Origin of the sequence: Micromonospora sp. NPDC049060 (assembly GCF_040649055.1) — a bacterium.
GTDB classification, from domain to species: Bacteria; Actinomycetota; Actinomycetes; order Mycobacteriales; family Micromonosporaceae; genus Micromonospora; species Micromonospora reichwaldensis.
Genome location: NZ_JBEZEV010000042.1, coordinates 1 through 25,569, shown reverse-complemented (window position 1 = coordinate 25,569; position 25,569 = coordinate 1). Strand labels below are relative to the sequence as shown.

Here is a 25,569-nt window from a genome sequence, read left to right as displayed (position 1 = left end):
GCATTCGCCCCTATTTCACCGCCGTCGTGGCTGTCGGCATTCCGCGCGCGTCAGCCCGGCCGGGCCGCGTCCAACGCCGCGCGGACCAGGGCCAGCGCCGCCGCGGGCGGCACGCCCAACCGGGCGGCCTCGGCGGCGTAGTCGGCCGCGACCCGCTGCAACCGGTCCGTCGCGTCGTCGCGCCCGGGCGCGACGAAGGTGCCGTGCCGGCCGCGGGTCTCCAGCAGACCGGCCGCCTCCAGCTCCCGGTAGGCCCGCGCCACGGTGTTGACCGCCAGCCCGAGGTCGGCCGCGAACGCTCGGACCGTGGGCAGCCGGGTGCCCACCGCCAACCGGCCCGTCCCGATCAGCTCCGCGAGCTGCCCGCGCACCTGCTCGTACGGCGGCACCGCCGAGGCCTGGTCGACCGAGATCCGCACGCCCGCTCCCCCGCTCATCCGGCCCCGCCCGGGGTGCCGGGATCCGTCTCCGCGTCCGTCTCGGCCGGCGCCGGGCTCGCCGCCAGGTCCACCACCCGGCCGCGCGGGCTGGTCGCGGCCAGCGCCGCGCCGAAGAGCACCAGCTGGTTGAGCAGGTAGAGGTAGAGCAGCAGGCCCACGGCGCCCGCCACGACCGTGTACGCCGGGTTCCGCTCGGTGCGTACCACGTAGAAGCGCCCGACGGTGTTCAGCAGCGTGATGCCGACCGCGACCAGCAGCACCACGGGGCGCAGCCGGGACCGGGTCATCCGCAGCCTCGGCACCGCCACCAGCAGCAGGGTGGCCAGCACCGCGTTGACCAGCACGCTGAGCACCGCGCTGACCGTGGTCAGGCCCGCCGAGCCGGTGCTGCGCAGCAGGAAGCGCAGCAGCGACTCCAGGGTGTCCACCGCCGCCACCGAGACGCCGAGCAGCACGAAGATGACCACCAGCACGCCGAGGTCGACCAGGCGGCGGACCACCAGGTTGCCGGGTTGCTGGTTGAGCCCGTACATGAGCCGCTGGGAGGAACGGATCGCCTCGACCCAGCCGATCCCGGTGAACGCCAGGATGATCAGGCCGACCACCCCGACCGTGCCGCTGCTGTCGGCGATCTGCACGGGGTCGAGGAACGGCAGGTTCTCCCGGAGGAAGTCGGCGGCGGCGTCGCTGACCTCGTCGTTGTCCTCCAGGATGGCCCCGAAGATCGAGTACCCGACCAGCGCCAGCGCGAAGACCGCGAAGAAGCCGTAGTAGGCGATCGCGGCGGCCAGCCGCCCGCCCAGCACGTCGGTGTAGAGCACGCCGGCCCGCCACAGGTGGTCCGCGACGCCCCACCGGCGGCGCGCGGCGCTGATCCTGCTGTCGATACCCGCCTCGATGCGGCCCAGCACGTTCACGCCGTCATCCTCGCCGATCTTTCGCCCCCGCGCGGGCAACCGGACGCCGCCCCGTACCGGGCGGCGGTCCTCCGGCCCGCACCGGCCTCGGCGAAGTGGGCGCCGTGGCGCTCGTGGCGCACCCGGGCGACCGCTCAGCCGCCCAGCCGGAAGTCCCGGCGCGGCTGCCACCGGGTCTGCCCGCTGTGCGAGAAGAGGGTGAACGCCTCGACCTCGAACATGGCCGAGAAGTCGGCCAGGTCCTCGTACGCCCTGTCCAGCGCCTCCGGCGCGACGTCCTGCGCGACCGTGACGTGCGGGTGGTACGGGAAGCGCGTCTCGCGGTGCAGCTCGGGGGCGGCGCTGATCGCGGCGGCGAGCAGCTCGCACTCGCTGATCCCGGCGGCCACCGCCACGAAGACGACCTGGGTCACCGGCCGGAACGTGCCGGTGCCCCGCAGGTGCAGGGTGAACGGCAGATGGGCGGCGGCGACCGACCCGAGGTGCCGTTCCACCGTCGGCAGCGTCGCCACCGGGATCTCGGTCGGCCCGAGCAGGGTCACGTGCGCGGGCACGACCCGAGGGTCGCCGGCCTCGACCCGCCGCCGGGTGAGCATGCCGCCCCACGGCTCCGGGATGTCGACCGCGATGCCGATCTCGATGGTGTCACCGGCGTCCGGCGTCCCGTCCCTGCGATCCACGCTGTGCGTCATCCCTCCGGCCACCGGCCCGTCCGCCCTCACCCGTCGCGCCGGGGCGCTACTCGCCGCGCACCGGCGGGAAGAAGCCCACCCGCTCGTACACGGTGCGCAGCGTCTCGCCGGCGGTCGCGCGGGCCTTCTCCGCGCCGGCGGCGAGCAGCTTGTCCAGCTGCGCCGGGTCGTCGAGGTAGGTCCGGGTGCGCTCCTGGATGGGGCCGACGAACTCCCGCACGACCTCGCCGAGGTCCTTCTTCAGGTCGCCGTAGCCCTTGCCGGCGTACGCGGCGACCAGGTCGTCGACGCTGCGCCCGCTCAGGGCCGAGTAGATGGTCAGCAGGTTGGAGATGCCGGGCTTGGTCTCGGTGTCGAAGACGATCTCCCGCCCCGTGTCCGTGACCGCGGAACGGATCTTCTTGGCCGAGCGGGCCGGATCCTCCAGCAGGTTGACGATGCCGGCCGGCGACGAGGACGACTTCGACATCTTGGCCGTCGGGTCCTGGAGGTCGGTGATCTTGGCGGTGTCCTTGACGATGTGCGGCGCGGGCACCGTCAGGGTCGGCCCGAACAGCGAGTTGAACCGCTGGGCCAGGTCGCGGGAGAGCTCCAGGTGCTGGCGCTGGTCCTCGCCCACCGGCACGGCGTTGGCCTGGTAGAGCAGGATGTCGGCGGCCTGCAGGACCGGGTAGGTGAACAGGCCCACGCTCGCCCGCTCGCCACCCTGCTTCTGCGACTTGTCCTTGAACTGCGTCATCCGGCTCGCCTCGCCGAACCCGGTGATGCAGCCCAGCACCCAGGCGAGCTGCGAGTGCTCGGGCACCTGCGACTGCACGAAGAGCGTGCTGCGTTCCGCGTCGAGGCCGACGGCGAAGAGCTGGGCGGCCGCCATCCGGGAGCGCTGCATGAGCGTCTTCGGGTCGTGCCCCGCGGTGATCGCGTGCAGGTCGACCACGCAGTAGTAGGCGTCGTGGGTGTTCTGCAACGCCACCCAGTGCCGCACGGCGCCCAGGTAGTTGCCGAGGTGGAACGAGTCGGCCGTCGGCTGGATGCCGGAGAAGACGCGGGGGCGGGCGGGTACGTCGGACATGGCGGCAATTCTGTCAGCAAGACCCGGTGCGCGTCATGACGGGCCGGCGGGTCGGCTCCGCCCCGTCGGTGTCGGGGCGGCGGCCTCGCGCCGTGGCTCCGGCAGGCGCCCGGCGGTGACCGTGAGCCGGGCCACCCGTCGCCCCTCCAGCGTGAGCACCCGCAGCAGCCATCCGCCGGACGGGTCGTCGGGTGCCGCGCCGCCGTCGCCGGCCGGGCTCCCGGTCACCGCCACCTCGTCGCCGGCGACCGGGAGCCGGCCCAGCGCGGCCATCACGAATCCGCCGACCGTCTCGTAAGGGCCGGGCGGCAGGCTCACCCCGGTGCGCTCGGCGAAGTCGGCGAGGTTGAGCCGGCCGTCCACCACGGCGGGCAGGCCCGCGTGCACCGGCTCGGGGGCGGTGTCGTACTCGTCGTGGATCTCCCCGATCAGCTCCTCGATCAGGTCCTCCAGGGTGACGATCCCGGCGGTGCCGCCGTACTCGTCGACCACCACGGCGAGGTGGTGGCGTTCCCGGCGCATCTCGCTGAGCGCGGCGAGCACCCGTTTGCTGCCGGGCAGCCGCTTCACCTCCCGGATCAGCTCGCCGACGGTGGTGCGGGGGTCGAGGTCGGGGCGGAGCAGCACGTCGCGCAGGTGCACGAAGCCGACCACGTCGTCGTGGGTGCCGTCGACCACGGGGTAGCGGGTGTGCGTCTCGGCCCGGACCAGCCGCTCCGCCTCGGCGATGGTGTGCCGGGCGGAGAGGAAGACGACCTCGGTGCGCGGCATCATCACCTCGCGGACCAGGCTCGCGCCCGCGACCAGCACCTCGTCGATGATCCGGCGCTCGACCGGGTCGAGCAGGGTGTTGGCGGCGACCAGGTCGCGCAGCTCCGCCTCGCTGATCCGCTCCCGGCCGGCCGCCGGGCTGGCGCCGAGCAGGGCCGTCACCGCCCGGGTGGCGGCGTCGGCGGTGCGCACCACCATCCGGGCGACGGCCCGGGGTAGCGGCCCCGGCTCGCGGCGTGGCCGGCTCCGGGCGCGTCGCCGCGGCCCGGGAGCATCCGCTTCCCGCATGACTGTGATGGTAGACAGCACGGCGCCAACGGGCTGCCCGTGTTCGGCTCTGTTCGAAGTTGGTGGATCATGCTGGAATGGCAAGGTCGCCGACGGAGGGCGGCCACCGGGCGACCGGCCGTAGGGTGATCACGACACGGGCCGCGACACGGCGGCCAGGCAGGAGGAGACCGACGTGAAACTGCTCGTCACCGGCGGCGCCGGCTTCATCGGCAGCGTGGTGACCCGGATGCTGCTCGACGCCGGCCACGAGGTGGTGGTGCTCGACGACCTGCGCACCGGCCACCGGCAGGCGCTCGCCCCCGACGCGACGTACGTCGACGCGTCCGTCCACGACGCCGCGCGGGTGCTCACCCCGGGCGCGGGCTTCGACGGGGTGCTGCACTTCGCCGCGCTGATCGCCGCAGGCGAGTCGATGACCAGGCCCGAGCTCTACTGGCACGCCAACACGGTCGGCTCGATCGCCCTGATCGACGCCGTCCGGGCCGCCGGCGTACCCCGCCTGGTCTTCTCCTCCACCGCCGCCGTCTACGGCAACCCCACCGAGCTGCCGATCCCGGAGACCGCGGTCAAGGCCCCCACCAACACGTACGGCGCCACCAAGCTCGCCGTCGACATGGCCCTCACCTCCGAGGCGATCGGGCACGGCCTGGCCGCCGTCTCGCTGCGCTACTTCAACGTGGCCGGCGCGTACCTCGACGGCGACGTCGCGCTCGGCGAGCGGCACGACCCCGAGACCCACCTGATCCCGATCGCGCTGGAGGTGGCCGCCGGCCGGCGGGAGAAGCTCCAGCTCTTCGGCGACGACTACCCGACCGTCGACGGCACCTGCGTGCGCGACTACATCCACGTCGCCGACCTGGCCCGCGCCCACCTGCTGGCGCTCGGCGCCGCCACCGCCGGCCAGCACCGGATCTACAACCTGGGCAACGGCAACGGCTTCACCAACCGGCAGGTGGTCGACGTGGTCCGCGAGGTCACCGGCCACCCCGTGCCGGTCGAGGTGGCGCCGCGCCGCGAGGGCGACCCCGCCGAGCTGGTCGCGTCGTCCGCGCTGGCCCGCGAGGAGCTGGGCTGGGTGCCGCAGAAGCCGACCCTGCCCGACATCGTCGCCGACGCCTGGGCCTTCTACCGCACGCACGTCGTGGGGCCGCGGTGACCGACGACGTCGCGGCCCGCGCCACCGCCGGCTTCCGTTCCGCGTACGGCGGGCCGCCCGCCGGCCGCTGGGCGGCTCCCGGGCGGGCGAACCTCATCGGCGAGCACACCGACTACAACGACGGCTTCGTGCTCCCCTTCGCCCTGCCGCTGCGCACGGTGGTGGCAGCCGCCCCGCAGCCCGGCGACACCTGGACGGTCTGCTCCGAGCTCACCGGCGAGACGGTCGCCTTCGGCGCCGACGAGCTGGCCGGGCCCGGCCGGGTCGACGGCTGGGGCGCGTACGTGGCGGGGGTCGTCTGGGCGCTGCGGGAAGCGGGGCACACGCCACCCGGCGCGCGCCTGGCGATCGCCTCCGACGTGCCGCTGGGCGCCGGGCTGTCCTCCTCGGCCGCGCTGGAGGCCGCCGTGCTGGCCGCCCTGGTCGACCTCGGCGGGCTGGACCTGCCCGCCGAGCGACGACCCCGGCTGGCCCAGCGGGCGGAGAACGACTACGTGGGCGCGCCGACCGGGATCATGGACCAGTCGGCGGTGATCCGGTGCCGCGCCGGGCACGCGCTCTTCCTCGACTGCCGGGACGAGTCCGTCGAGCAGGTCCCCTTCGACCTGGACGCCGCCGGTCTCGCCGTGCTGGTCGTCGACAGCCGGGCCCCGCACCGGCACGCCGACGGCGAGTACGCCGCCCGCCGCGGCTCCTGCGAGCGGGCCGCCGGGCTGCTCGGCGTCGCGGCGCTGCGCGACGTCCCCGCCGACGGGCTGGCCGACGCCCTGGCCCGGCTCGACGAGGACGAGACCCGCCGCCGGGTACGGCACGTCGTCACCGAGAACCAGCGGGTGCTCGACACGGTCGCGCTGCTGCGCGCCGGGCGGGTACGCGAGATCGGCCCGCTGCTGACCGCCTCGCACACCTCGATGCGCGACGACTTCGAGATCACCGTCCCGGAGATCGACACGGCCGTCGAGGCGGCCCTGGGCGCCGGGGCGCTCGGTGCCCGGATGACCGGCGGCGGCTTCGGTGGCTGCGTGCTCGCCCTCGTCGACGCGGAACGGGCCGACGCGGTCGCCGCCGCCGTCACGGCCGCCTACGCCGAGCGGGGCTTCGCCGCGCCCGGCCACGTCACCGTCCTGCCCGGCCCCGGGGCGACCCGGCTGGACTGAGCACCGACGCGGCGACCCGCCGGCCGGCCGCTGCCCGCCCGGCGGGCAGCGGCGGCTGCCGGCGTGGGGCACGGTCAGCCCGGCAGGCGACGGGCGGGCGTCGGCACCCGCCCGTCGGCAGGACTCACTGCGCCTCGACGATCATCCCCGCGCCGACCGTACGGTTGGTGGCCTCATCGATGATCACGAAGCCGCCGGTGGTGCGGTTGCGGCGGTACTCGTCCGCGAGCAGCGGCACGGTGGTCCGCAACCGCACCCGGCCGATCTCGTTGAGCCCGAGCCCGTCGGCGGACTCGTCGCGGTGCAGCGAGTTGACGTCCAGCCGGTAGTGCAGCCCGCGCACGATCGCCCGCGCGGAACGGGTGGTGTGCTTGATCGCGTACCTGCCGCCGACCTGGAGCGGACGGGTCTCGTCCATCCAGCAGACCATCGCCTCGATGTCCTGGGACACCGCCGGGGCGTTGTTCGGGCGGCAGATCATGTCGCCCCGGGAGATGTCGATCTCGTCTTCCAGGCGTACGGTCACCGACATCGGCGGAAACGCCTCCGCGACCGGCCCGTCGGCGGTCTCCACGGCGGCGATCCGGCTGGTGAACCCGGACGGCAGCACCATCACCTCGTCGCCCGGCTTGAGCACGCCGGAGGCGACCTGACCGGCGTAGCCCCGGTAGTCGGTGACGGTGGTCGACTGCGGGCGGATCACGTACTGCACCGGGAACCGGACGTCGACCAGGTTGCGGTCGCTCGCGATGTGCACCCGCTCCAGGTGGTGCAGCAGCGACGGGCCCTCGTACCAGGGCATGTTCTCCGACCGGGCGACGATGTTGTCGCCGCGCAGCGCCGAGATCGGCACCACCGTCAGGTCGGGCACGTCGAGCTTCGCGGCGAACGCGGTGAACTCGTCCGCGATCCGCTCGAAGACCTCCTGCGAGAAGTCGACCAGGTCCATCTTGTTGACGCAGAGGACCAGGTGCGGCACGCGCAGCAGCGAGCAGAGGAACGCGTGCCGCCGGGACTGCTCGACCAGGCCCTTGCGGGCGTCCACCAGGATCAGCGCCAGGTCCGCCGTTGACGCCCCGGTGACCATGTTGCGGGTGTACTGGATGTGCCCCGGGGTGTCCGCGATGATGAACTTCCGCCGGGGGGTGGCGAAGTAGCGGTACGCCACGTCGATGGTGATGCCCTGCTCACGCTCGGCCCGCAGGCCGTCCGTGAGCAGCGCCAGGTTCGTGTACTCGTCGCCCCGGGCCGCGCTTACCGCCTCGACGGCGGCGAGCTGGTCGGTGAAGAGCGACTTCGTGTCGTAGAGCAGCCGGCCGATCAGGGTCGACTTGCCGTCGTCGACGCTGCCGGCGGTGGCGAAGCGCAGCAGGTCCATCGGCCTGCCGGGCGTCTCGGTGGCCGTGGGCGCGACGGTCTCGGTGGTCATCAGAAGTAGCCCTCCCGCTTGCGGTCCTCCATGGCGGCCTCGCTGACCCGGTCGTCGCCCCGGGTGGCGCCGCGCTCGGTGATCCGGGTGGCGGCGACCTCCTCGATGACCTTCTCGACCGTGTCGGCGTCGGAACGGACCGCCGCCGTGCAGGACGCGTCGCCCACCGTCCGGTAGCGCACCCGCGCCTTGAACCGGTCCTCGCCCGCCCGGGGACGGAAGAACTCGTTGACCGCGTAGAGCATCCCGTCGCGCTCGACCACCTCGCGCTCGTGGGCGTAGTAGATCGACGGCAGGGCGATGCGCTCGCGCGCGATGTAGTGCCAGACGTCCAGCTCGGTCCAGTTGGACAGCGGGAAGACCCGGATCGACTCGCCCGGGTGGTGGCGGCCGTTGTAGAGCGACCACAGCTCCGGGCGCTGGTTCTTCGGGTCCCACTGGCCGAACTCGTCGCGGAAGCTGAACACCCGCTCCTTGGCGCGGGCCTTCTCCTCGTCGCGGCGGGCGCCGCCGAAGAGCGCGTCGAACCGGTGCTTCTCCACCGCGTCCAGCAGCACCGGCGTCTGGATCCGGTTGCGCATCCCGTCGCCCGACTCCCGCACCAGCCCGCTGGCCAGCGCCTCCGGCACGCTTGCCACCACCAGTTGCAGCCCCAGCTCGACGACCCGCTGGTCCCGGTATTCCAGGACCTCAGGGAAGTTGTGCCCGGTGTCCACGTGCATGACCGGGAACGGGATGTTGGCCGGGGCGAACGCCTTCTGGGCCAGCCGGAGCATCACGATCGAGTCCTTGCCGCCCGAGAAGAGCAGCACCGGCCGCTCCATCTCGGCGACCACCTCGCGCATCACGAAGATGCTCTCGGCCTCCAGCGCGTCGAGGTGCGACACCTGGTAGGCGGCGGGGGCGGTCATGACACGGGCTCGCTTCGCTCGAATCCGCTCATCGATATTCCAGACCTTTCCGGTCGGGCATGCCAAGAAGTGCCGCTCAGGCTACCCGGAATGACGCTGCAACGCTGCAAGCAACCGACTGGCGAGATCCTCGCGGCAGACCAGCAGGTCCGGCAGGCGCGGATCCGCCTCGTTGTATCTCAGCGCAGAACCGTCGATCCGGGAAGCGTGCAGCCCGGTGGCCGTCGCCACAGCGACCGGCGCGGCCGAATCCCACTCGTACTGGCCGCCCGCGTGGATGTAGGCGTCCACCTCACCGGTGACCACCGCGGCGATCTTCGCCCCGGCCGAGCCCATCGGCACCAGGTGCGCCCCGACGTCCTCCGCCAGGTCGGTCAGGAACACCGGCGGCCGGCTCCGGCTCGCCGCCAGGCGGATCGTCCGCCCGCCGGGCGCCGCGGCCGCCTCCGGGGTCAGCTGCGGGTACGCCGGCGGATAGTCGGTGCCCAGCACCCGTTGCTGCGCCGGCAGCCCGACCGCGCCCGCCACCAGCCCGTGCGGCGTCGGCGCGTCCCGCGCCCAGAGCGCCACGTGCACCGCCCAGTCCGAACGGCCCTCCTCGGCGAACTCCCGGGTGCCGTCCAACGGGTCGATGATCCACACCCGGTCGGCCGCCAGCCGGGAGACCGCCTCGGCGTTCACCTCCGCCGCCCAGGCCAGCCGCGAGCCCTCGTCCTCCTCGGAGAGGACCGCGTCACCCGGCCGCCACTTCGCCAGCTCGGTGCGGATCAGGTCGTGCGAGACCTTGTCGCCCGCCGACTTCAACGCTCCCGCGTCGGCGAAACCCATCTCGGACCGCAGGCCGAGCAGCGCCTGACCGGCCCGGGCCGCCAGCCACCGGGCGAAAGCGCCGTCGATCATCGGAGGACTGCCCATGACTCCTGCTCCCGTCGCCTCGCCGTGCTCCGCACCCGGCACGTCGCCGCCGACGAGCCGCCCCGACGGTCGCGTCGCGCCGAAAGGCGAAGACTACCGGCCCCCGGCGCCCGACCCTGCCCTCACACCCCGTGGTAGAGGTTCTGCGTCGGCTCCACGCCCCTGGTGATCACCGACTCCACCACATCCGCGGCCCGGTCCACCAGGAACTCCAGCTCCTTGCGCTCCGCCGCGCCGAAATCCGACAGTACGTAGTCCGCCGGGTCCTGCCGCCCCGGGGGCCGGCCGATGCCGAACCGCACCCGGACGTACTCCTTCGTGCCCAGCGACTTCGACATCGAGCGCAGGCCGTTGTGCCCGCCCTCGCCACCGCCGCACTTCACCCGCACCTGCCCGTAGCCGATGTCCAACTCGTCGTGCACCGCGACCACCCGGCCCGGCGGCACCTTGTGGAACTGGGCCAGCCCGGTCACCGGCCCGCCGGACAGGTTCATGTACGTCAGCGGCTTGACCAGCACCAGCTTCGGCCCGCCGAGACCGAGCCGCCCCTCGGCGACCTCCGCCACCGCCCGCTTGTGCCGGCCGAACCTCGCGCCGAGCCGGCCCGCCAGCAGGTCGGCCACCATGAAGCCGACGTTGTGCCGGTTGCCGGCGTACTCCCGACCCGGGTTGCCCAGGCCGACCACCAGCCACGGCCCCGTCTCGTCCGTCACGCCCCGCCCCTCCCGCTGCTCGCCGTCACCCGCCCGCCCGGACACCGATACGCCGACAGGCGCCCCCGATCGCGCGGGGACGCCTGTCGCAACGATGCGAACCGATCAGGCCTCGGTCTTCGCCTCGGCGTTCTCCTCGCCCTCCGCGGCCGGAGCCTCGGCGGCCTCGGCGGTCTCCTCGCCGACACCGGCCTCGGCCTCCTCGGCGGCCTCCTCGACCTCGGGGAGGGTGGCCTCGAGCTGCTCGGCGGTCGGCGCGGCGGTCACCGAAGCGACCGTCTGGTCCGCGTCGGCGGCCAGCTCGACGCCGGCCGGCAGCTCCACGTCGCCGGCGGTGACCTGGGTGCCGGCCTCCAGGCCCTCGATCGAGGCCTCCAGGTGGTCCGGCACCTTGGTGGCGTCGGCGGTGACCGACAGGGTGTCGTGGTCGTGCACGATCAGGGTGTCCCGCGCGGCCTCGCCGGTCAGCTGCACCGGGACCTCGACGGTGACCTTCTCGCCCCGGCGGACCAGCAGCAGGTCCACGTGCTCGAAGGTGTCCTTGATCGGGTCGCGCTGGATCGCCTTCGGCAGCGCCAGCACCTGGGTGCCGTCGCTGACCTCGATCGCGAAGAGCTGGTTGGCGCCGCCCTTGCGGATCGCGGCGGCGAACTCACGCGACGGCAGCGCGATGTGCTTGGGCTTCTCGCCGTGGCCGTACAGCACGGCGGGCACCTTGCCGGCCCGGCGGGTACGACGGGCACCACCCTTGCCGAACTCGGTGCGGGGCTCGGCGCTGATCTTTACCTCGGACACGGGAGAACTCCTGATGCTTTCGCTGCGGCGGCTTGTCGTCTGGCGGTGCTGGGGCGAGGGGCTCGCTGGGGCTCATGCGTCGAGAACGACTGCCCGGAGCACCGCGTCGATGACGGTGCCTCCGTGCGGCGCTTCTCAGCGGCCCGCCGGGCACCCTCGCCGTGGCAACCGCACCAGTCTACCCGAGCTGATTCCGCGCGTTCCGGCAGTCCCCTTATCACCGTTCCCGCAGCCCCGCAGGGCGATTTCGGCCTGCCCCGGCGGCACCCGCCGCCGGGCGCCGCGCCGGCCCGGCGCCGACCGGCCTTCCCGCCCGTGACCGGCCTCCCCGCCCGTGACCGGTCGACGCAGCGACGCCGCTGCCGGAGCGCCGACGCCGGACCGGGGGCGGCGGTGCCCGCCCGGCCCGGCGTCAGACGGTCAGCTCAGGCCGCCGAAGAGGGTCGTCACGGAACCGTCGTCGAAGACCTCACGGATCGCCCGCGCCAGCAGCGGCGCGATCGACAGCACGGTGATCTTGTCGAGCTGCTTCTCCGGCGGCAGCGGCAGCGTGTTGGTCACCACGACCTCGCTGATCGGGGCGTTCTTCAGCCGCTCGGTCGCCGGGTCGGAGAGCAGCGCGTGCGTCGAGGCCACGATCACGTCGGCCGCGCCGGACTCCCGGAGGATGTCCGCCGCCCCGCAGATCGTGCCGCCCGTGTCGATCATGTCGTCGACGATCAGGCAGACCCGGCCCTCGACCTCGCCGACCACCCGGTTCGCCACCACCTGGTTCGGCTTCAACGGGTCCCGGGTCTTGTGGATGAACGCCAGCGGGCAGCCGCCCAGCCGGTCCGTCCACCGCTCGGCCACCCGCACCCGGCCCGAGTCCGGCGCGACCACCGTCATCGGGCGGCCGGCGTACTTGTGCTGGACGTACTCGGCGAGGATGTCCATCGCGAAGAGGTGGTCGACGGGGCCGTCGAAGAAGCCCTGGATCTGCGCGGTGTGCAGGTCGACGGTCAGGATCCGGTTCGCCCCGGCCGTCTTCAGCAGGTCCGCCACCAGCCGGGCCGAGATCGGCTCCCGGCCGCGGTGCTTCTTGTCCTGCCGCGCGTACGGGTAGAACGGCAGGACCACCGTGATCCGCTTGGCCGAACCGCGCTTCAGCGCGTCGATCATGATCAGGGTCTCCATGACCCAGGTGTTCACCCCGTGCGTCACGGACTGCACCACGAAGGCGTCCGAACCGCGTACCGAGTCCTTGAACCGTACGAAGATCTCACCGTTGGCGAACTCGTACGCGTCGGCCGGCGTCGGCGCGACGCCGAGCACCTCACCGATCTCCTTGGCCAACTCCGGAAAGCCACGTCCGGAAAAAAGCATCAGGCTCTTGCGGTTTTCGGCGACGATGCTGCCCATGGGCCCGTCTGCTCCCGTTGGTCGGTGGTACCCGGCGGTGGTGGTGGGCCGGGGACTATTCGGTTGCAGTATCCCCCGCGCCCGGGGCCGACCTGACCGGCTCGGCATCCCCGTGGATTGCCTCACCTTCACTTGCCCCGGATCCCGGCGCCGACGCACCCTCATCCGCTGCCTGGGCCCGCGCGGCCGCCTCGGCGGAGACCGTGCCCGCCCGCTTGCGGGCCACCCAACCGTCGATGTTGCGCTGCGGCGCACGGGTCACCCCGAGCGCGCCCGCCGGCACGTCCTGCGCGATCGCGCTGCCCGCCGCCACGTACGCCCCGGCGCCCACCTCGACGGGCGCGATGAGGCTGGTGTCGCAGCCGACGAACGCGCCCTCGCCGACCGTGGTGCGGTGCTTGTTCACCCCGTCGTAGTTCACGAAGATCGTCGCCGCGCCGATGTTCGCCTTCGCGCCGATCGTCGCGTCCCCCACGTACGACAGGTGCGGCACCTTCGCGCCCGCACCCACCTCCGAGTTCTTCACCTCGACGAACGTGCCGACCTTGGCCTTCTCGGCGAGCCGGGCGTCCGGCCGCAGGTACGCGTACGGCCCGACGCTGGCGCCCGCACCGACCTCCGCGCCCACCGCGTGGCTGCGCAGCACGGTGGCGCCCGGGCCGACGACGGTGTCGACAAGCGTCACGTCGGGCCCGACGACCGCGCCCGTGCCGACCACCGTGCCGCCGCGCAGTTGGGTGTTCTGGTCGACCACCGCGTCCCGGTCGAGGGCGACCGTCACGTCGATCCAGGTGGTGTCCGGGTCGAGCAGGCTGACCCCGGTACGCATCCACGCCTCGTTGACCCGGTCGCGCAGCAGCCGGCGCAGGGCGGCCAGCTCGACCCGGTCGTTGCAGCCCAGCGTCTCCACGTGGTCCGCCGCCACGTGCACCGCCACCGGCTCGCCGGCCGAGCCCAGCAGGGCGAAGACGTCGGTCAGGTACTCCTCGCCCTGGTCGTTGTCGGTCGACAGCTTGCCCAGCGCGTCGCGCAGCCGGGCCACGTCGAACGCGTAGATGCCGGCGTTGATCTCCCGGATCGCCCGCTGCGCGGGGGTCGCGTCGCGCTCCTCGACGATCTGCTCCAGCCGCCCGTCGGTGTCGCGCACGATCCGGCCCAGGCCGGTCGGGTCGGGCACCTCGGCGGCGAGCACGGTCGCCGCCGCGCGTGCCTCCTCGTGCGCCGCCACCAGCGCGGCCACCGTCTCCGGGCGGAGCAGCGGCACGTCGCCGTTGATCACGATCACGGTGCCGGTGGCGTCCGGCGCGGCGTCCAGCGCGATCCGGACGGCGTGCCCGGTGCCGAGCTGCTCGGCCTGGAGCACCGGGGTGGCGTCGGGGGCGATCTCCGCGAGGTGCGCGCGGACCTGGTCGGCGCCGTGCCCCACCACGACCACCGTGCGGTCCGCGGCCAGCGGAGCGGCGGCGGCGAGCACGTGGCCGACGAGGGTACGGCCGAGCAGCGGGTGCAGCACCTTGGGCAGCGCCGACTTCATCCGCTTGCCCTCACCGGCGGCGAGCACGACAACGGTGCGGAGGTGGGGCTGGGACACGACACGGGCTCCCGTCGGGACGGCGAACAGTCTCGCGGCCATGCTAACCAGACGGCGAGCCGCCGTTCGGCATGGCCACACGAATGCCGTGAGACGCGGTCTGAGCTGGGGTGCCTGGATTCGAACCAGGAGCTCAAGGCTCCAAAGGCCTGCGGGTTGCCGTTACCCCACACCCCATAAAAATGTCAAGCTTCGCGCACCGCCATTGACGGTTCGCCTCGCTCGACGGTCTGGAACAGCTCGGCGATCATACCTTCGATCCGCCAGTAGAGCTCGCGGCTACGCGGCACGGTGATCACCAGGCAGCCACGATAGTCGTCCCCGACGTTGCGCCGCAGCGTGGCCGGACGGTGTTTCTTGAGATTGGCGCGCTGGAAGCGACCGACCGGCAGGTCGAGCTTCCGGGCCCACCATTTCAGCGCCGCGTCGAGGTCGGCCGTCTCATGGATGCTGATGCGATAGCTGGGCACGGCACGGTCGACCCCGCACACCTCGAGAAAACGCAGGAAGAGCGCGAGCAGCCCCGGATCGCTGTTGACGAACTGGAGGCGGTCGTCCCGCCGCCACGGCTTGGACTTCGTCCCCTCGCACCAGTAGATCGCCGCACCGAGGAGGAGGAGATCCCGGTCGGCGAGGGAGCCCACCAGGCCGGCCGCACGCACCTGCTCCGCGGTCCGGGCCGCGTCGCGGGCCCTTCGGTGCGCCGACCACCGCGCCTCGGTCATCAGCGCCGCGTGGGCCCGGCGCCGCTCAGCGCCCACCCCCTCCTCGACCAGCGGCAGATGCCTGACCCACTGGTAGGCGGTCGACTTCGCCACGCCGAGTTGGCGGGCTATGTCGTTGACGGAACGCCCCTCGGCGCGCAGCTCGACCGCCGCCGCCCTGAGGTCGTCCTTGGCATTGGGTCGGCGGGTCCGCTCGGGCGCCGGCACGCCCCGGAGAAGGTCGTGGACCCGGTTGCGCCCGAGCCCGGTCCGTGCCCGGATCTCGCGGACGGAGAGCTGCTCGACGGTGCGCAGCCGGCGCACCTCGTCAGCCAGAGGATCGCTCATGAGCAGCACTTTAGAACGTACGTACGACAGTGTCAGACATTCATCCCTGACGCTGTCCCATGCGCCTCGCCAGCGCCTAAGTTACGGTGACGTAGGCGTAACTTCGTGATCACTCCGTCCCTCTGCGAGGTGCCCATGTCCGCTACGTCCCTCGACCCCGCCGCCGGACCGAAGCCCCTCACCCAGGGCACCCAGTCCCGGGGCATCCTCATCGCCCTCTGGGCGTTCGTGGTGATCCCATTCCTGGCCCTCGTCGCCGCCGTACCGGTCGCCTGGGGTGGCTGGCTGAACTGGACCGACGTGGCCGTCGCCGGGTTCTGGTACGTGCTCTCCGGGCTGGGCATCACGGTGGGCTACCACCGGTACTTCACGCACGGGTCGTTCAAGGCGAAGCGCTGGCTGCGGATCGCGCTGGCGGTGTCCGGCTCGCTTGCGGTGCAGGGCGAGATCATCCAGTGGGTGGCCGACCACCGACGCCACCACGCATTCTCCGACCTGGAGGGCGACCCGCACTCGCCGTGGCGGTTCGGGGAGAGCGTCCGCGGCCTGACGAAGGGCCTGTTCCACGCGCACGTCGGCTGGCTCTTCGGCCGGGAGCTGTCCAACCGGAAGCGCTTCGCCCCGGACCTGCTCGCCGACCGGGACATCAGCCGGGTGGACCGGCTGTTCCCGCTGCTGGTGGTGGTCTCGGTGCTCGGTCCCGCGCTGATGGGCGGCCTGCTCACCTGGTCGTGGCGGGGAGCGCTGTCCGCGCTCTTCTGGGCCGGCCTGGTGCGCATCGCCCTCCTGCACCACGTGACGTGGTCCATCAACTCCGTCTGCCACGTCTACGGGGAGCGGCCGTTCGCGATGCGCCAGGGCGACCGCGCGTCGAACTTCTGGCCGCTGGCGATCGTGTCGTTCGGCGAGAGCTGGCACAACCTGCACCACGCCGACCCGACCAGCGCCCGGCACGGCGTGCTGCGCGGCCAGGTGGACATCTCGGCCCGGGTGATCTGGCTGTTCGAGAGGCTCGGCGCGGCGTGGGACGTGCGCTGGCCGAAGCCCGAACGCATCGCGGCGAAGCTCGTCGCACCGGCCACCGGCCGGTAGCGCGGTCGATGGGCGCGGAGGCCGCCTGGCAGGATGGCCGGGTGACCGAGCGCCGGCGGAATGACGAGAACATGGCGGATGTCCCTGGCAACGACGGCACGACCGGCCGGCGGCGGGTGGTTCCCGCCGCGGCCCCCAAACCCTCCTCACGCGTACGCATGTCGGCAGCCCAGCGCCGGGAGCAGCTGATCTCGACCGCCCGGCAGATCTTCGCCGAGCGCGGCTTCGACGCCACCTCCATCGAGGAGGTGGCGGCCCGCGCGAAGGTCTCCAAGCCGGTGGTCTACGAGCACTTCGGCGGCAAGGAGGGGCTCTACGCGGTGGTGGTGGACCGGGAGGTCCGCGCCCTGCTGGACCGGATCACCACGGCCCTGACCGCCGGGCACCCCCGCGAGTTGCTGGAGCAGGCGGCGCTGGCCCTGCTGACGTACATCGAGGAGGAGACCAGCGGCTTCCGGGTGCTGGTGCGGGAGTCGCCGGTGCTGTCGGCGGCGGGCAACTTCAGCAGCGTCATGAACGACGTGGCGCACCAGGTGGAGCACATCCTGGGCGCCGAGTTCTCCAGCCGGGGCTACGACCCGAAGCTGGCCGAGCTCTACTCGCAGGCGCTGGTGGGGATGGTGGCGCTGACCGGCCGCTGGTGGCTGGAGGTGCGCAAGCCGCGCAAGGAGACGGTGGCGGCGCACCTGGTCAACCTGGCCTGGAGCGGGCTGTCGCACCTGGAGGCCAAGCCGAGCCTGATCACGGTGCGGGGTCGCTGACCCCGACGTCGGTCAGCGGCCGTGGGCCTCGGAGACCGGGTGGTGCCGCAGCCGCCGTTCCTCCTCGGCGTGCTCGTCGGTGCCGACCTTGTCGTACAGGCCGGTGCCGAGCAGGAGCAGGCCGAAGAGCATCGACACGATGACCGTGGACATCGAGAAGTTGAGGAAGTTGGCCTCGGTCTGGAGCACGGACATCATGAGGACGCTGGTGACCAGGAAGACGACCCCGGCGGTCAGGTTCATGTAGTGGCCGAGGTTGCCGCGCCGGGACGCGCCGATGATGAGCACGATCCCGAAGGCGACGGAGGCCAGCGAGAAGGCCAGGTTGGTGCGGAGCCCGAGGGCCCAGTTGTCGCCCCGGTCGAAGAGCGGGTCGCCCGCCGTCAGGGCGACGCCCCAGACGCCGAAGACCAGGATGTAGAGCCCCACCAGGCCGGCGAGGACCCGGTAGACCGGCCGCGCCGGATGGTTCACGGGAAAGTGCGGCATGACCCCTCCACCAGTCAGGACATTCGCCCCGATTGTCCCCCGGAAGAGGTCGCCCGTCCGCCGAACGCCCGACAACAGGCACAACCACGAAGATCCCGCCTCACCGGGCAGCAACGGGCCAGATGGAGCGGGACCACGACAGGTTTTCGCCGGAGCCCGACCCGCGCAGGGATCAAGCCTGATCGCCCGGAGCGGGTCGGGCTCCGGCGAAAACCCAGCAGCAGGAGGGATCAGAGCACGAGCCGGGCCTTCTGCCAGGCCTCCTGCTCCTCGTCCGTGCCGACCTTGCCGTACATGCCGACCATCAGCAGGACCAGGCTGACCACCATCAGCGCGATGACGGTGAAGATGCTGAAGTTGAAGATGTTGGCCTCGGTCTGGATGAAGGCGAGACCGGCGAGGCTGATCACCATGATGGCGTACGCCAGCCACTGGTTGATCATGACGTCGATGTTGCGGCCGATCGCGGTGCCGGCCAGCACCGCAGCCCCCAGCAGGGCGCTGAGCAGCGAGAAACCGAGGTTCGTGCCTTGGCCGAGGACCTGGGTGTCATCCTGGGCGAGGGCCTCGTTGCCGGCGCTCGCGATGATGCCGAGCACGCCGAAGGCCACCAGGTACAGACCGGTCAGCCCGCCGATCGCCCGGTAGACCGGCCGCGCGGGGTGGTTGACGGGGGTGTGGGCCATGTCTGAGTCTCCAACGCCGTTCGGGTGAGGGGTCGCCGACGATTGTCCCGCACCCCGGAGTGTGACGCCGCACACGGGGGCCTCCGGTGTGCGGCGCCGCGACCAGGGGGGCGACTCAGGTCGCCGGGATCTCCTCGGCCAGGGCCAGCCAGGACTCCTCGGTCCGCTCCCGCTCGGCCCGCAGCTCCTTGAGCTGGGCGTCGAGCTCGGCGACCTTCGCGTAGTCGGTGGCGTGCGTGGCGAGCTGGTCGAGCAGCGTCGCCTCCTTCTGCTCCAGCTTGCCGACCTGCCGTTCCAGCCGGGCCAGTTCCTTGCGGGCCTGCCGCGCCTCGGCGGCGGACATGCCGGTCGCGGCGGGGGTGTCGGCGCCGCCCCCGGGGGCCGTCTCCGGCATCGCGGGGCCGGGCTGGCCGGCGGCCCGGGCGAGGTACTCGTCGACGCCCCCGGGCAGGTGCACCAGCCGCCCGTCGCCGAACATCCCGTACGCGACCTCGGTGACCCGCTCGATGAGGTACCGGTCGTGGCTGGCCACGATGACGGTGCCGGGCCAGGAGTCGAGCAGGTCCTCCAGCGCGGCGAGGGTGTCGGTGTCCAGGTCGTTGGTGGGCTCGTCGAACAGCAGCACGTTCGGCTCCCCCGCCAGCAGGCGGAGCATCTGCAACCGGCGACGCTCGCCGCCGGAGAGGTCGCTGACGGGCGTCCAGAGCCGCCGGTCGTCGAAGCCGAAGACCTCGGCGAGTTGGGCGGCGGAGACCTCCCGGTCGCCGAGTTGCACCCGCCGGGCGACCTCCTCCACCGCTTCGAGCACCCGCAGGTGGCCGGGCAGTTCGGCCAGCTCCTGGGAGAGGAAGGCCGGCCGGACGGTCGAGCCGGTGGCGAAGCGCCCGCCGTCGGGGCGGGTGATGCCGGCCAGCATCCGCAGCAGGGTGGTCTTGCCGGCCCCGTTGCGGCCGAGGATGGCGATCCGGTCGCCGGGGCCGACCTGCCAGGTGGTGTCGCGCAGGATCTCCTTCGGGCCGGCGTGCAGGGTGACCTGCGCCAGGTCGTACACCTGCTTGCCGAGCCGGGCGGTGGCGAGCCGTTGCAGCGACATGGTGTCGCGCGCCGGCGGGACGTCGGCGATGAGGGCGTTGGCGGCGTCGATGCGGAACTGCGGCTTGGAGGTGCGGGCGGGCGGGCCGCGCCGCAGCCAGGCGATCTCCTTGCGGAGCAGGTTCTGCCGGCGGGCCTCGGTGGCCGCGGCGACCCGGTCCCGCTCGGCGCGGGCGAGGGTCCAGGCGGCGAAGCCGCCCTCGTACGCCCGGACGGTCTGGTCGGCGACCTCCCAGGTGGTGGTGCAGACGGCGTCGAGGAACCACCGGTCGTGGGTGACCACGACGAGCGCGCCCTTGCGGCCGACGAGGTACTTCGCCAGCCAGTCGACGCCGCCGACGTCGAGGTGGTTGGTGGGCTCGTCGAGGATGAGCAGGTCGGACTCGCGGACCAGCAGCGCGGCCAGCGCGACCCGCCGCCGCTCGCCGCCGGACATCGGGCCGACGGGCTGGTCGAGGCCGAGGTGGGGCATGCCAAGGCCGTCGAGGATGGCCCGCACGCCGGCGTCACCGGCCCACTCGTGCTCGGCGCCCATGCTCTCGCCGAGCCAGGCGGTGCCGAGCACCACGTCCCGGACGGTGGCCTCGGGGGCGAGCTGGAGGCTCTGCGGCAGCCAGGCGACCCGCAGGTCGCGGCGGTGGGTGACCCGCCCCTCGTCCGGTTCCTCGATGCGGGTGAGCAGCCGCAGCAGGGTGGACTTGCCTGCGCCGTTGAGGCCGACCACGCCGATCCGGTCGGCGTCGTCCAGGCCGAGCGAGACGTCGGTGAGCAGCGGCCCGGCGGCGCCGTAGCCCTTGGACACCCGGTCCAGGTTGACGATGTTGGCCACGACCTCACCTCCCATGATCAAGGCGTCCCGGTGCCGGCCGGCACCTGGGACGCCTGAGTCTCCAGCGTACGCGGACCGCCCCGCTGCCCGCCGGGCGCGGGCTCCACCCGGCGCCGCCTGGAGAGGCGGTACCGGGGGGCCGGGAGCGCGGGATCGGGCGGGGTGGGCCGGTCAGGCGATGCGCGCGCCGGGCACCGGGCCGTGCGCGGTGCGCGCCTCGCGGCACACGTCGGCGGACGTCAGCTCCGCGGCGATCCGCTCGGCGTCGGCGGCGTCCGCCGCGAGGAAGACGCAGGTCGGCCCCGAGCCGGAGACGATGCCGGCCAGCGCGCCGGCCGCCTCGCCGGCCTTCAGCGTCTCCGCCAGCGACGGGCGCATGGCCAGGGCGGCGTCCTGGAGGTCGTTGCCGAGGGCCGCGGCGAGCACCCGCGGGTCCCGCTGGCGCAGCGCGGCGAAGAGCGCGTCGGTGCTGCCCAGCGGCTCGCCGGCCGCGCCGGCCGCGCGCAGCCGGTCCAGTTCCCGGTAGGCGACCGGGGTGGAGAGGCCGCTGTCGGCCACGGCCACCACCCAGTGCCAGGTGGTGGGGCGGGCCAGCACGGGGCTGACCGACTCGCCCCGGCCGGTGCCGAGCGCGGTGCCGCCGTGGATCAGGAACGGCACGTCGGAGCCGAGGTCGGCGGCGATCCGGGCCAGCTCGTCGCGGGACAGCCCGGTCCCCCAGAGCGTGTCGCAGGCGACCAGCGCCGCGGCCGCGTCGGCGCTGCCTCCGGCCAGCCCACCGGCAAGCGGGATCTGCTTGCGCAGGTGCAGCCGGGCGTGCGGCGGCACCCCCGCGTAGCCGGCGAGGGCGCGGGCCGCCCGGATGGCCAGGTTGGTGTCGTCCAGGGCCAGCTCGCCGGCGCCCTCGCCCTCCATGGTCAGGGTGAGCGTGTCGCCCCGGCGGGCGGTCAGCTCGTCGTGGATGGAGATGGCGTGGTAGACGGTGTTCAGCTCGTGGTAGCCGTCGGGGCGCAGCGGTCCCACCCCGAGGTGCAGGTTGACCTTGGCGGGCACCCGGACCCGCACCGGTCCGCTGGCTCCGCGCCGCCGCTGCTCGTCCTCGTCGTCCGGTCCCCAGGCCTCGGTCACGGGCGTCAGCCTACTGCGCTGCGGGTGGGGCGGTCGGGGCCGACGCGGCGATGGCGGCGAACTGCTCGACGGTGAGCGACTCCCCGCGTGCGCCGGGGTCGACGCCGGCGGCGGTGAGCGCGTCGGCCGCCCGGTCCGCGCCGCCGGCCCAGCCGGCCAACGCGGCGCGCAGGGTCTTGCGGCGCTGCGCGAAGGCCGCGTCCACCACGGCGAAGACCCGTTGCCGGGGTACGTCGGCGCGGGGCGGCTCGCGGCGGGTGAAGGCGACCAGCCCGGAGTCGACGTTCGGCACCGGCCAGAAGACGTTCGGCGGGACCTTCCCGGCGGCGCGGGACGAGGCGTACCAGGCGAGCTTGACCGACGGCACGCCGTACACCTTGGAGCCGGGGCCGGCGACGAGCCGGTCGGCGACCTCCTTCTGCACCATCACGAGCCCGTGCCGCAGGCTGGGCAGCTCGGCGAGCAGGTGCAGCACCACCGGCACGGCCACGTTGTAGGGCAGGTTCGCCACCAGCGCGGTCGGCGCGGGTTCGGCCAACTCGGTGGCGCGGACGCGCAGCGCGTCGGCGTGGTGCACGGTGAGCCGCGCGGCGTCGGGCCCGGCGTGCCGGGCGGCGGTGTCGGGCAGCGCGCCGGCCAGCGTCGCGTCGAGTTCCACGGCGTGCACGTGCGCGGCGGCCGGGAGCAGGGCGAGGGTGAGGGAGCCGAGGCCGGGGCCGACCTCCAGCGCCACGTCGTCCGGGGCCAGGCCGGCGGCGGTGACGATGCGCCGGACGGTGTTCGGGTCGTGCACGAAGTTCTGGCCGAGCCTCTTGGTGGGGGTGACGCCCAGCCGGGCGGCCAGTTCCCGGATCTCCGCCGGGCCGAGGAGACCGGTCACGCCCCGTAGCCTATGCGGACCGCCTTCCGGGCGCGCGGGCCAGGGGTCCCGACCGTCACCACGGGCCGAAGGCGCGGTCGCCGGTGGCGGAGACGGCGGCGCAGAGCTCGTCCAGGTCCGTGCCCGTCGTCTCGGCCAGCGACCGTACGGTCAGCGGGATCAGGTACGAGGCGTTCGGCCGGCCCCGGTGCGGCATCGGGGTCAGGTAGGGCGCGTCGGTCTCCACCAGGATCTGCTCGACCGGGGTCAGCGCGGCGGCCTCCCGCAGCGCGGCGGCGCTGCCGAAGGTGACCGTGCCGGCGAAGCTGAGCAGGTAGCCCCGGCGGACGCACTCGCGGGCGAAGTCGGCGTCGCCGGAGAAGCAGTGCAGCACCACGGTGTCCGGGGCGCCCTCGTCGTCGAGGATCCGCAGCACGTCGGCGTGCGCGTCGCGGTCGTGGACGACCAGCGCCTTGCCGTACCGCTTGGCGATGGCGATGTGCGCCCGGAAGCTCTCCTCCTGGACGGCGCGGCCCTCCTCGCCGGTGCGGAAGAAGTCCATTCCCGTCTCGCCGATCCCCCGCACCCGGTCCCGGGCGGCGAGCGCCTCGATCTCGCGCAGCGCCTCGTCCAGGTCGGGCAGGCGGGGGGCCTCGTTCGGGTGCAGCGCCACGGTGGCCAGCACGGCCGGGTGGTTGTCGGCGACGTCGGCCCCCCAGCGGGAGGAGGCGACGTCCACCCCGACCTGCACGAGTCGGTCGACGCCCACCGAGGCGGCGACGGCCACGGCCACGGCGACCGGGTCCTCGACGGGCACGACGTCCGGGTCCCCGTCCGCCTGCGGCTGCGGGGGCACGCCGGCCTCGCTGACGGTGATGTCGAGGTGGGTGTGGCTGTCCAGCACGGGGCGGGGCAGCGGCTCGGGCACGGGCGGGAACTCCCCGGCCCGGCGGGCGGCGCGCTGCTTGCGGGTTTCGGTGGGCTCGCTCATCGCGGTCAGCATCACACACCGCCGATGGTCCGCGTCGTGGGGACGCCACCGCCTGTTCACCGGGACGGCACATCCCACGCCTAGCGTCGTCGGCGTGACCATCACCCCTCAGGCCAGCGGAAACGGCCCGCGTGTGACGTACGGGGGCGTGGTGTACCCGGCGGAGGAGATCGCCCGGGGCGCGGCGTACGAGCTGTTCAGTGCCGAGGAGGCGCCCGGCTTCGAGTGGGCGCCCCGGCCCGGGGTCACGCTGCCGTGGCGCAGGTTCGTGCACGCCACCGAGGTCACCGTCGTGCCTCCCGTGGCCGAGCCGGGCGACGAGGCGGAGTCCCCGCTGCTGGTGCCGCTGCACCGGGAGCGGGGCTGGGCGTACGTGCAGCAGCTCAGCCAGCAACCCGCGGCGGCCGGGGACCCGACGCTGGCGGCGGTGCGCGCCTCCGCGGTCATCCGGCGGGGCACCCGGATGGTGAAGGTGCTCTCCGCGCGGCAGCTCGCCGGTTACGTGCGCGGGTGGCTGCCGCACGGTTTCTGCTATCGGGAGCACGACGTGGCGCACCTGCGTACGCCGTCGGCGACGGCCGTGCTGCGCACCGACGGCGCGGCCGGTCCCGACGGCGCGGACGTGACGTACGCGCTGCGCTGGCGGGCGGCCGACCCGTCCGACTACGACGTGCCGGTCGGCGGGGCGCACCGGGGGCTGACCGCGCTCGCGCCCCGGGACCGGCTGGGCGGGGCGGTGCTCGGCACCGGTTTCGTGCCCAGCAGCACCCAGCTCGTCCCGGAGTTCGTCACCCGGGACTTCGCGGACCTGCCGATGCCGGCGAACGCCACCCTGCTCGCGTACCCGGCCGACGGCGTGGAGGTGGTGCTCTACAGCTACCAGGCCGAGCAGCGCGGCTGGCTGCGGATGGCCGGCCCGCAGTGGCGGCACCTGCTGGCGGCGGTGCCGGGGCTCTCCCCCGACCAGGAGTACGTGCCGACCGGCGAGGCGCCCCGCTCCACGCGGCTGGTCGGCGACTACGCCGGCGGCGAGTACGAGGCGGTGGCCGACCAGCCCGGCGGGTTCCGGGTGCTGGCGATGACCCGGGCCGCCCGGTACCCGGTGGAGTCGGCGGCCCGCCGGCTGCGGCTGGCCGACTGGCGGGGCGTGCCCTGCCTGGTGCTGCGGGAGGAGTCCGGGTGGCTGCGCCTGCGCCTGCGTCGGCCCGGCCCGGACGCGGTGGCCGAGACCGGGGCGCAGTGCCAGGAGCGGGGCGTCCACGAGACGTGGGCGCCCGCGTCCGAGGTCACCGACGACCGGGTGGTGGACCTGCCGTACGCGCTCTGAGCAGGGCCGGGCGCCGGTTTCGGGCGGCATAACCCCGGGTGGGGTGGGAAAGCACGGGCGTCCGACCGTCACGTGACCAGGAGACGCGCATGCCTTTCATCACCGTGGGGACGGAGAACTCCGCCCCCGTCGACCTGTACTACGAGGACCACGGCTCCGGTCAGCCGATCGTGCTGATCCACGGTTTCCCGTTCAACGGGGCGACCTGGGAGAAGCAGGTCGGACCGCTGCTGGCTGCCGGGTACCGGACGATCACGTACGACCGGCGGGGCTTCGGCAGCTCGGCGCAGCCGGCGTCCGGGTACGACTACGACACGTTCGCCGCCGACCTCGACGTGCTGATGACGGAGCTGGACCTGCGGAACGCGATCCTGGTCGGTCACTCGATGGGCACCGGCGAGGTGACCCGCTACCTGGGCGTGTACGGCTCGCAGCGGGTGGACCGGGCGGTGCTGCTGGCCCCGCTCGCGCCGTTCCTGCTGAAGACCTCGGACGACCCGGAGGGGGTCGAGAAGAGCCTCTTCCAGGGCTTCCAGCAGGCCATCATCGACGACCGGTTCGCCTACCTCACCACCTTCTGCGAGGCGTTCTTCAACTACCAGGAGAACAAGGGCAGGCTGGTCAGCGAGGAGGCGTTCCGGGCGCACTGGGAGATCGGCGCCCGGGCCTCGGCGAAGGGCACCCACGACAGCGTGGACGCCTGGCAGACCGACTTCCGGGGCGACGTGTCCCGCATCGACGTGCCGGTGCTCATCGTGCAGGGCGACGCCGACGCGGTGCTGCCGTACCCGGCGACCGGTCAGCGGCTCCAGCCGATGCTGCCCGGCAGCCAGCTGGTGACGCTGAAGGGCGCGCCGCACGGCATCCCGTGGACGAACGCGGCCGAGGTCAACCGCAGCATCATGGACTTCATCGGCGCGCCGGCGATGGCCCGGGCCTGACGCGCCACCGGCGCCAGGTCCGGACGCGGCGGCCACCTGCGCGCCGACGGGCGCGACCCCCGAGGGGGTCG

Annotated in this window: 25 protein-coding genes and 1 tRNA gene; 6 read left to right on the top strand and 20 right to left on the bottom strand. The window is 73.4% G+C overall.

The window, feature by feature from the left end:
- Nucleotides 1-50: 50 nt before the first annotated feature.
- From AB0B83_RS17125 to AB0B83_RS17105, 5 genes are all read right to left on the bottom strand, one after another.
- Nucleotides 51-437, bottom strand: a complete 387-nt coding sequence (locus AB0B83_RS17125) for a GntR family transcriptional regulator (protein ID WP_311413716.1) — start codon at nt 435-437, stop codon at nt 51-53.
- Nucleotides 434-1,357 carry a YihY/virulence factor BrkB family protein gene (locus tag AB0B83_RS17120; protein ID WP_357579000.1) on the bottom strand — a complete coding sequence of 308 codons (924 nt, stop codon included), beginning with the start codon at nt 1,355-1,357 and terminating at the stop codon, nt 434-436. Before AB0B83_RS17120 ends, AB0B83_RS17125 begins: the two co-directional genes overlap by 4 nt.
- 134 nt (nt 1,358-1,491) lie before the next feature.
- Nucleotides 1,492-2,049: a 2'-5' RNA ligase family protein gene (locus tag AB0B83_RS17115; protein ID WP_357578999.1), complete on the bottom strand. Its 558-nt coding sequence runs from the start codon at nt 2,047-2,049 to the stop codon at nt 1,492-1,494.
- 46 nt (nt 2,050-2,095) lie between these two features.
- Nucleotides 2,096-3,121: a tryptophan--tRNA ligase gene (gene trpS, locus AB0B83_RS17110; RefSeq protein ID WP_357578998.1), complete on the bottom strand. Its 1,026-nt coding sequence runs from the start codon at nt 3,119-3,121 to the stop codon at nt 2,096-2,098.
- 33 nt (nt 3,122-3,154) lie between these two features.
- Nucleotides 3,155-4,090 carry a hemolysin family protein gene (locus AB0B83_RS17105; RefSeq protein ID WP_357579017.1) on the bottom strand — a complete coding sequence of 312 codons (936 nt, stop codon included), beginning with the start codon at nt 4,088-4,090 and terminating at the stop codon, nt 3,155-3,157.
- A gap of 265 nt (nt 4,091-4,355) precedes the next feature.
- On the opposite strand from AB0B83_RS17105, the gene galE reads away from it, so the two are divergent.
- The gene (galE, locus tag AB0B83_RS17100; RefSeq protein ID WP_357578997.1) at nt 4,356-5,339 is read left to right on the top strand and encodes a UDP-glucose 4-epimerase GalE; all 984 of its coding nucleotides are present in this window, start codon (nt 4,356-4,358) and stop codon (nt 5,337-5,339) included.
- The gene (gene galK, locus AB0B83_RS17095; protein WP_357578996.1) at nt 5,336-6,496 is read left to right on the top strand and encodes a galactokinase; all 1,161 of its coding nucleotides are present in this window, start codon (nt 5,336-5,338) and stop codon (nt 6,494-6,496) included. The genes galE and galK overlap by 4 nt, the downstream gene beginning before the upstream one ends.
- A 124-nt stretch (nt 6,497-6,620) precedes the next feature.
- Here galK and AB0B83_RS17090 read toward each other — a convergent pair whose 3' ends face one another.
- The 9 genes from AB0B83_RS17090 to AB0B83_RS17050 all read right to left on the bottom strand — a co-directional run bounded on the left by AB0B83_RS17090 (nt 6,621) and on the right by AB0B83_RS17050 (nt 15,303).
- Nucleotides 6,621-7,925 (bottom strand): GTP-binding protein, encoded by a 1,305-nt coding sequence (locus AB0B83_RS17090; protein ID WP_311413709.1) that lies wholly within the window; start codon nt 7,923-7,925, stop codon nt 6,621-6,623.
- Nucleotides 7,925-8,836, bottom strand: a complete 912-nt coding sequence (gene cysD / locus AB0B83_RS17085; protein WP_357578995.1) for a sulfate adenylyltransferase subunit CysD — start codon at nt 8,834-8,836, stop codon at nt 7,925-7,927. Before cysD ends, AB0B83_RS17090 begins: the two co-directional genes overlap by 1 nt.
- A gap of 81 nt (nt 8,837-8,917) precedes the next feature.
- On the bottom strand, nt 8,918-9,751 hold the full coding sequence (locus AB0B83_RS17080; protein ID WP_151453458.1) for an inositol monophosphatase family protein: 834 nt from the start codon (nt 9,749-9,751) through the stop codon (nt 8,918-8,920).
- 122 nt (nt 9,752-9,873) lie between these two features.
- Nucleotides 9,874-10,464, bottom strand: coding sequence for an aminoacyl-tRNA hydrolase (gene pth, locus AB0B83_RS17075; protein WP_132231500.1), 591 nt, complete (start codon nt 10,462-10,464; stop codon nt 9,874-9,876).
- A 105-nt stretch (nt 10,465-10,569) separates the two neighbouring features.
- Nucleotides 10,570-11,259, bottom strand: a complete 690-nt coding sequence (locus AB0B83_RS17070) for a 50S ribosomal protein L25/general stress protein Ctc (protein WP_357578994.1) — start codon at nt 11,257-11,259, stop codon at nt 10,570-10,572.
- Nucleotides 11,260-11,679: 420 nt separating this feature from the next.
- The gene (locus AB0B83_RS17065; RefSeq protein WP_132231504.1) at nt 11,680-12,660 is read right to left on the bottom strand and encodes a ribose-phosphate diphosphokinase; all 981 of its coding nucleotides are present in this window, start codon (nt 12,658-12,660) and stop codon (nt 11,680-11,682) included.
- 55 nt (nt 12,661-12,715) lie between these two features.
- On the bottom strand, nt 12,716-14,293 hold the full coding sequence (gene glmU / locus AB0B83_RS17060; RefSeq protein ID WP_357578993.1) for a bifunctional UDP-N-acetylglucosamine diphosphorylase/glucosamine-1-phosphate N-acetyltransferase GlmU: 1,578 nt from the start codon (nt 14,291-14,293) through the stop codon (nt 12,716-12,718).
- A 63-nt stretch (nt 14,294-14,356) separates the two neighbouring features.
- Nucleotides 14,357-14,428, bottom strand: a tRNA-Gln gene (locus AB0B83_RS17055).
- 8 nt (nt 14,429-14,436) lie between these two features.
- Complete coding sequence (locus AB0B83_RS17050; protein WP_357579016.1) at nt 14,437-15,303, bottom strand: helix-turn-helix domain-containing protein; 867 nt, start codon at nt 15,301-15,303, stop codon at nt 14,437-14,439.
- A gap of 135 nt (nt 15,304-15,438) precedes the next feature.
- Between AB0B83_RS17050 and AB0B83_RS17045 the strand changes: the two genes are divergently transcribed.
- Nucleotides 15,439-16,395, top strand: coding sequence for an acyl-CoA desaturase (locus AB0B83_RS17045; protein ID WP_357578992.1), 957 nt, complete (start codon nt 15,439-15,441; stop codon nt 16,393-16,395).
- Nucleotides 16,396-16,466: 71 nt separating this feature from the next.
- Nucleotides 16,467-17,156 carry a TetR/AcrR family transcriptional regulator gene (locus AB0B83_RS17040; protein WP_357578991.1) on the top strand — a complete coding sequence of 230 codons (690 nt, stop codon included), beginning with the start codon at nt 16,467-16,469 and terminating at the stop codon, nt 17,154-17,156.
- Nucleotides 17,157-17,168: 12 nt separating this feature from the next.
- Here the strand turns inward: AB0B83_RS17040 and AB0B83_RS17035 are convergent, their stop codons facing one another.
- The 6 genes from AB0B83_RS17035 to AB0B83_RS17010 all read right to left on the bottom strand — a co-directional run bounded on the left by AB0B83_RS17035 (nt 17,169) and on the right by AB0B83_RS17010 (nt 23,242).
- Nucleotides 17,169-17,645, bottom strand: a complete 477-nt coding sequence (locus AB0B83_RS17035; protein ID WP_132231511.1) for a DUF4383 domain-containing protein — start codon at nt 17,643-17,645, stop codon at nt 17,169-17,171.
- Between the two features lie 230 nt (nt 17,646-17,875).
- Nucleotides 17,876-18,331 carry a DUF4383 domain-containing protein gene (locus tag AB0B83_RS17030; protein ID WP_357578990.1) on the bottom strand — a complete coding sequence of 152 codons (456 nt, stop codon included), beginning with the start codon at nt 18,329-18,331 and terminating at the stop codon, nt 17,876-17,878.
- Between the two features lie 115 nt (nt 18,332-18,446).
- Complete coding sequence (locus tag AB0B83_RS17025) at nt 18,447-20,252, bottom strand: ABC-F family ATP-binding cassette domain-containing protein (protein WP_357578989.1); 1,806 nt, start codon at nt 20,250-20,252, stop codon at nt 18,447-18,449.
- 171 nt (nt 20,253-20,423) lie between these two features.
- A complete protein-coding gene (locus AB0B83_RS17020; RefSeq protein WP_357578988.1) occupies nt 20,424-21,380 on the bottom strand; it encodes a 4-(cytidine 5'-diphospho)-2-C-methyl-D-erythritol kinase in 957 nt (318 codons plus the stop codon).
- A gap of 10 nt (nt 21,381-21,390) precedes the next feature.
- Complete coding sequence (gene rsmA / locus AB0B83_RS17015) at nt 21,391-22,260, bottom strand: 16S rRNA (adenine(1518)-N(6)/adenine(1519)-N(6))-dimethyltransferase RsmA (protein WP_357578987.1); 870 nt, start codon at nt 22,258-22,260, stop codon at nt 21,391-21,393.
- Nucleotides 22,261-22,315: 55 nt separating this feature from the next.
- Nucleotides 22,316-23,242 (bottom strand): TatD family hydrolase, encoded by a 927-nt coding sequence (locus AB0B83_RS17010; protein ID WP_357578986.1) that lies wholly within the window; start codon nt 23,240-23,242, stop codon nt 22,316-22,318.
- 82 nt (nt 23,243-23,324) lie between these two features.
- Between AB0B83_RS17010 and AB0B83_RS17005 the strand changes: the two genes are divergently transcribed.
- Both AB0B83_RS17005 and AB0B83_RS17000 read left to right on the top strand, forming a co-directional pair.
- The gene (locus AB0B83_RS17005) at nt 23,325-24,557 is read left to right on the top strand and encodes a hypothetical protein (RefSeq protein ID WP_357578985.1); all 1,233 of its coding nucleotides are present in this window, start codon (nt 23,325-23,327) and stop codon (nt 24,555-24,557) included.
- 89 nt (nt 24,558-24,646) lie between these two features.
- Nucleotides 24,647-25,498 (top strand): alpha/beta hydrolase, encoded by an 852-nt coding sequence (locus AB0B83_RS17000; protein ID WP_357578984.1) that lies wholly within the window; start codon nt 24,647-24,649, stop codon nt 25,496-25,498.
- Nucleotides 25,499-25,569: the final 71 nt, after the last annotated feature.

Coding starts and splice junctions, on each gene's coding strand:
- AB0B83_RS17115 (WP_357578999.1), bottom strand. CDS start 2,049: ATGACGCACAGCGTGGATCGCAGGGACGGGACGCCGGACGCCGGTGAC.
- AB0B83_RS17035 (WP_132231511.1), bottom strand. CDS start 17,645: ATGCCGCACTTTCCCGTGAACCATCCGGCGCGGCCGGTCTACCGGGTC.
- AB0B83_RS17010 (WP_357578986.1), bottom strand. CDS start 23,242: ATGCTGACCGCGATGAGCGAGCCCACCGAAACCCGCAAGCAGCGCGCC.
- glmU (WP_357578993.1), bottom strand. CDS start 14,293: ATGGCCGCGAGACTGTTCGCCGTCCCGACGGGAGCCCGTGTCGTGTCC.
- AB0B83_RS17040 (WP_357578991.1), top strand. CDS start 16,467: ATGGCGGATGTCCCTGGCAACGACGGCACGACCGGCCGGCGGCGGGTG.
- AB0B83_RS17000 (WP_357578984.1), top strand. CDS start 24,647: ATGCCTTTCATCACCGTGGGGACGGAGAACTCCGCCCCCGTCGACCTG.
- AB0B83_RS17105 (WP_357579017.1), bottom strand. CDS start 4,090: ATGGTGGTGCGCACCGCCGACGCCGCCACCCGGGCGGTGACGGCCCTG.
- AB0B83_RS17090 (WP_311413709.1), bottom strand. CDS start 7,925: ATGACCACCGAGACCGTCGCGCCCACGGCCACCGAGACGCCCGGCAGG.
- AB0B83_RS17080 (WP_151453458.1), bottom strand. CDS start 9,751: ATGGGCAGTCCTCCGATGATCGACGGCGCTTTCGCCCGGTGGCTGGCG.
- AB0B83_RS17050 (WP_357579016.1), bottom strand. CDS start 15,303: ATGAGCGATCCTCTGGCTGACGAGGTGCGCCGGCTGCGCACCGTCGAG.
- cysD (WP_357578995.1), bottom strand. CDS start 8,836: ATGACCGCCCCCGCCGCCTACCAGGTGTCGCACCTCGACGCGCTGGAG.
- AB0B83_RS17065 (WP_132231504.1), bottom strand. CDS start 12,660: ATGGGCAGCATCGTCGCCGAAAACCGCAAGAGCCTGATGCTTTTTTCC.
- trpS (WP_357578998.1), bottom strand. CDS start 3,121: ATGTCCGACGTACCCGCCCGCCCCCGCGTCTTCTCCGGCATCCAGCCG.
- AB0B83_RS17030 (WP_357578990.1), bottom strand. CDS start 18,331: ATGGCCCACACCCCCGTCAACCACCCCGCGCGGCCGGTCTACCGGGCG.
- AB0B83_RS17125 (WP_311413716.1), bottom strand. CDS start 437: ATGAGCGGGGGAGCGGGCGTGCGGATCTCGGTCGACCAGGCCTCGGCG.
- AB0B83_RS17045 (WP_357578992.1), top strand. CDS start 15,439: ATGTCCGCTACGTCCCTCGACCCCGCCGCCGGACCGAAGCCCCTCACC.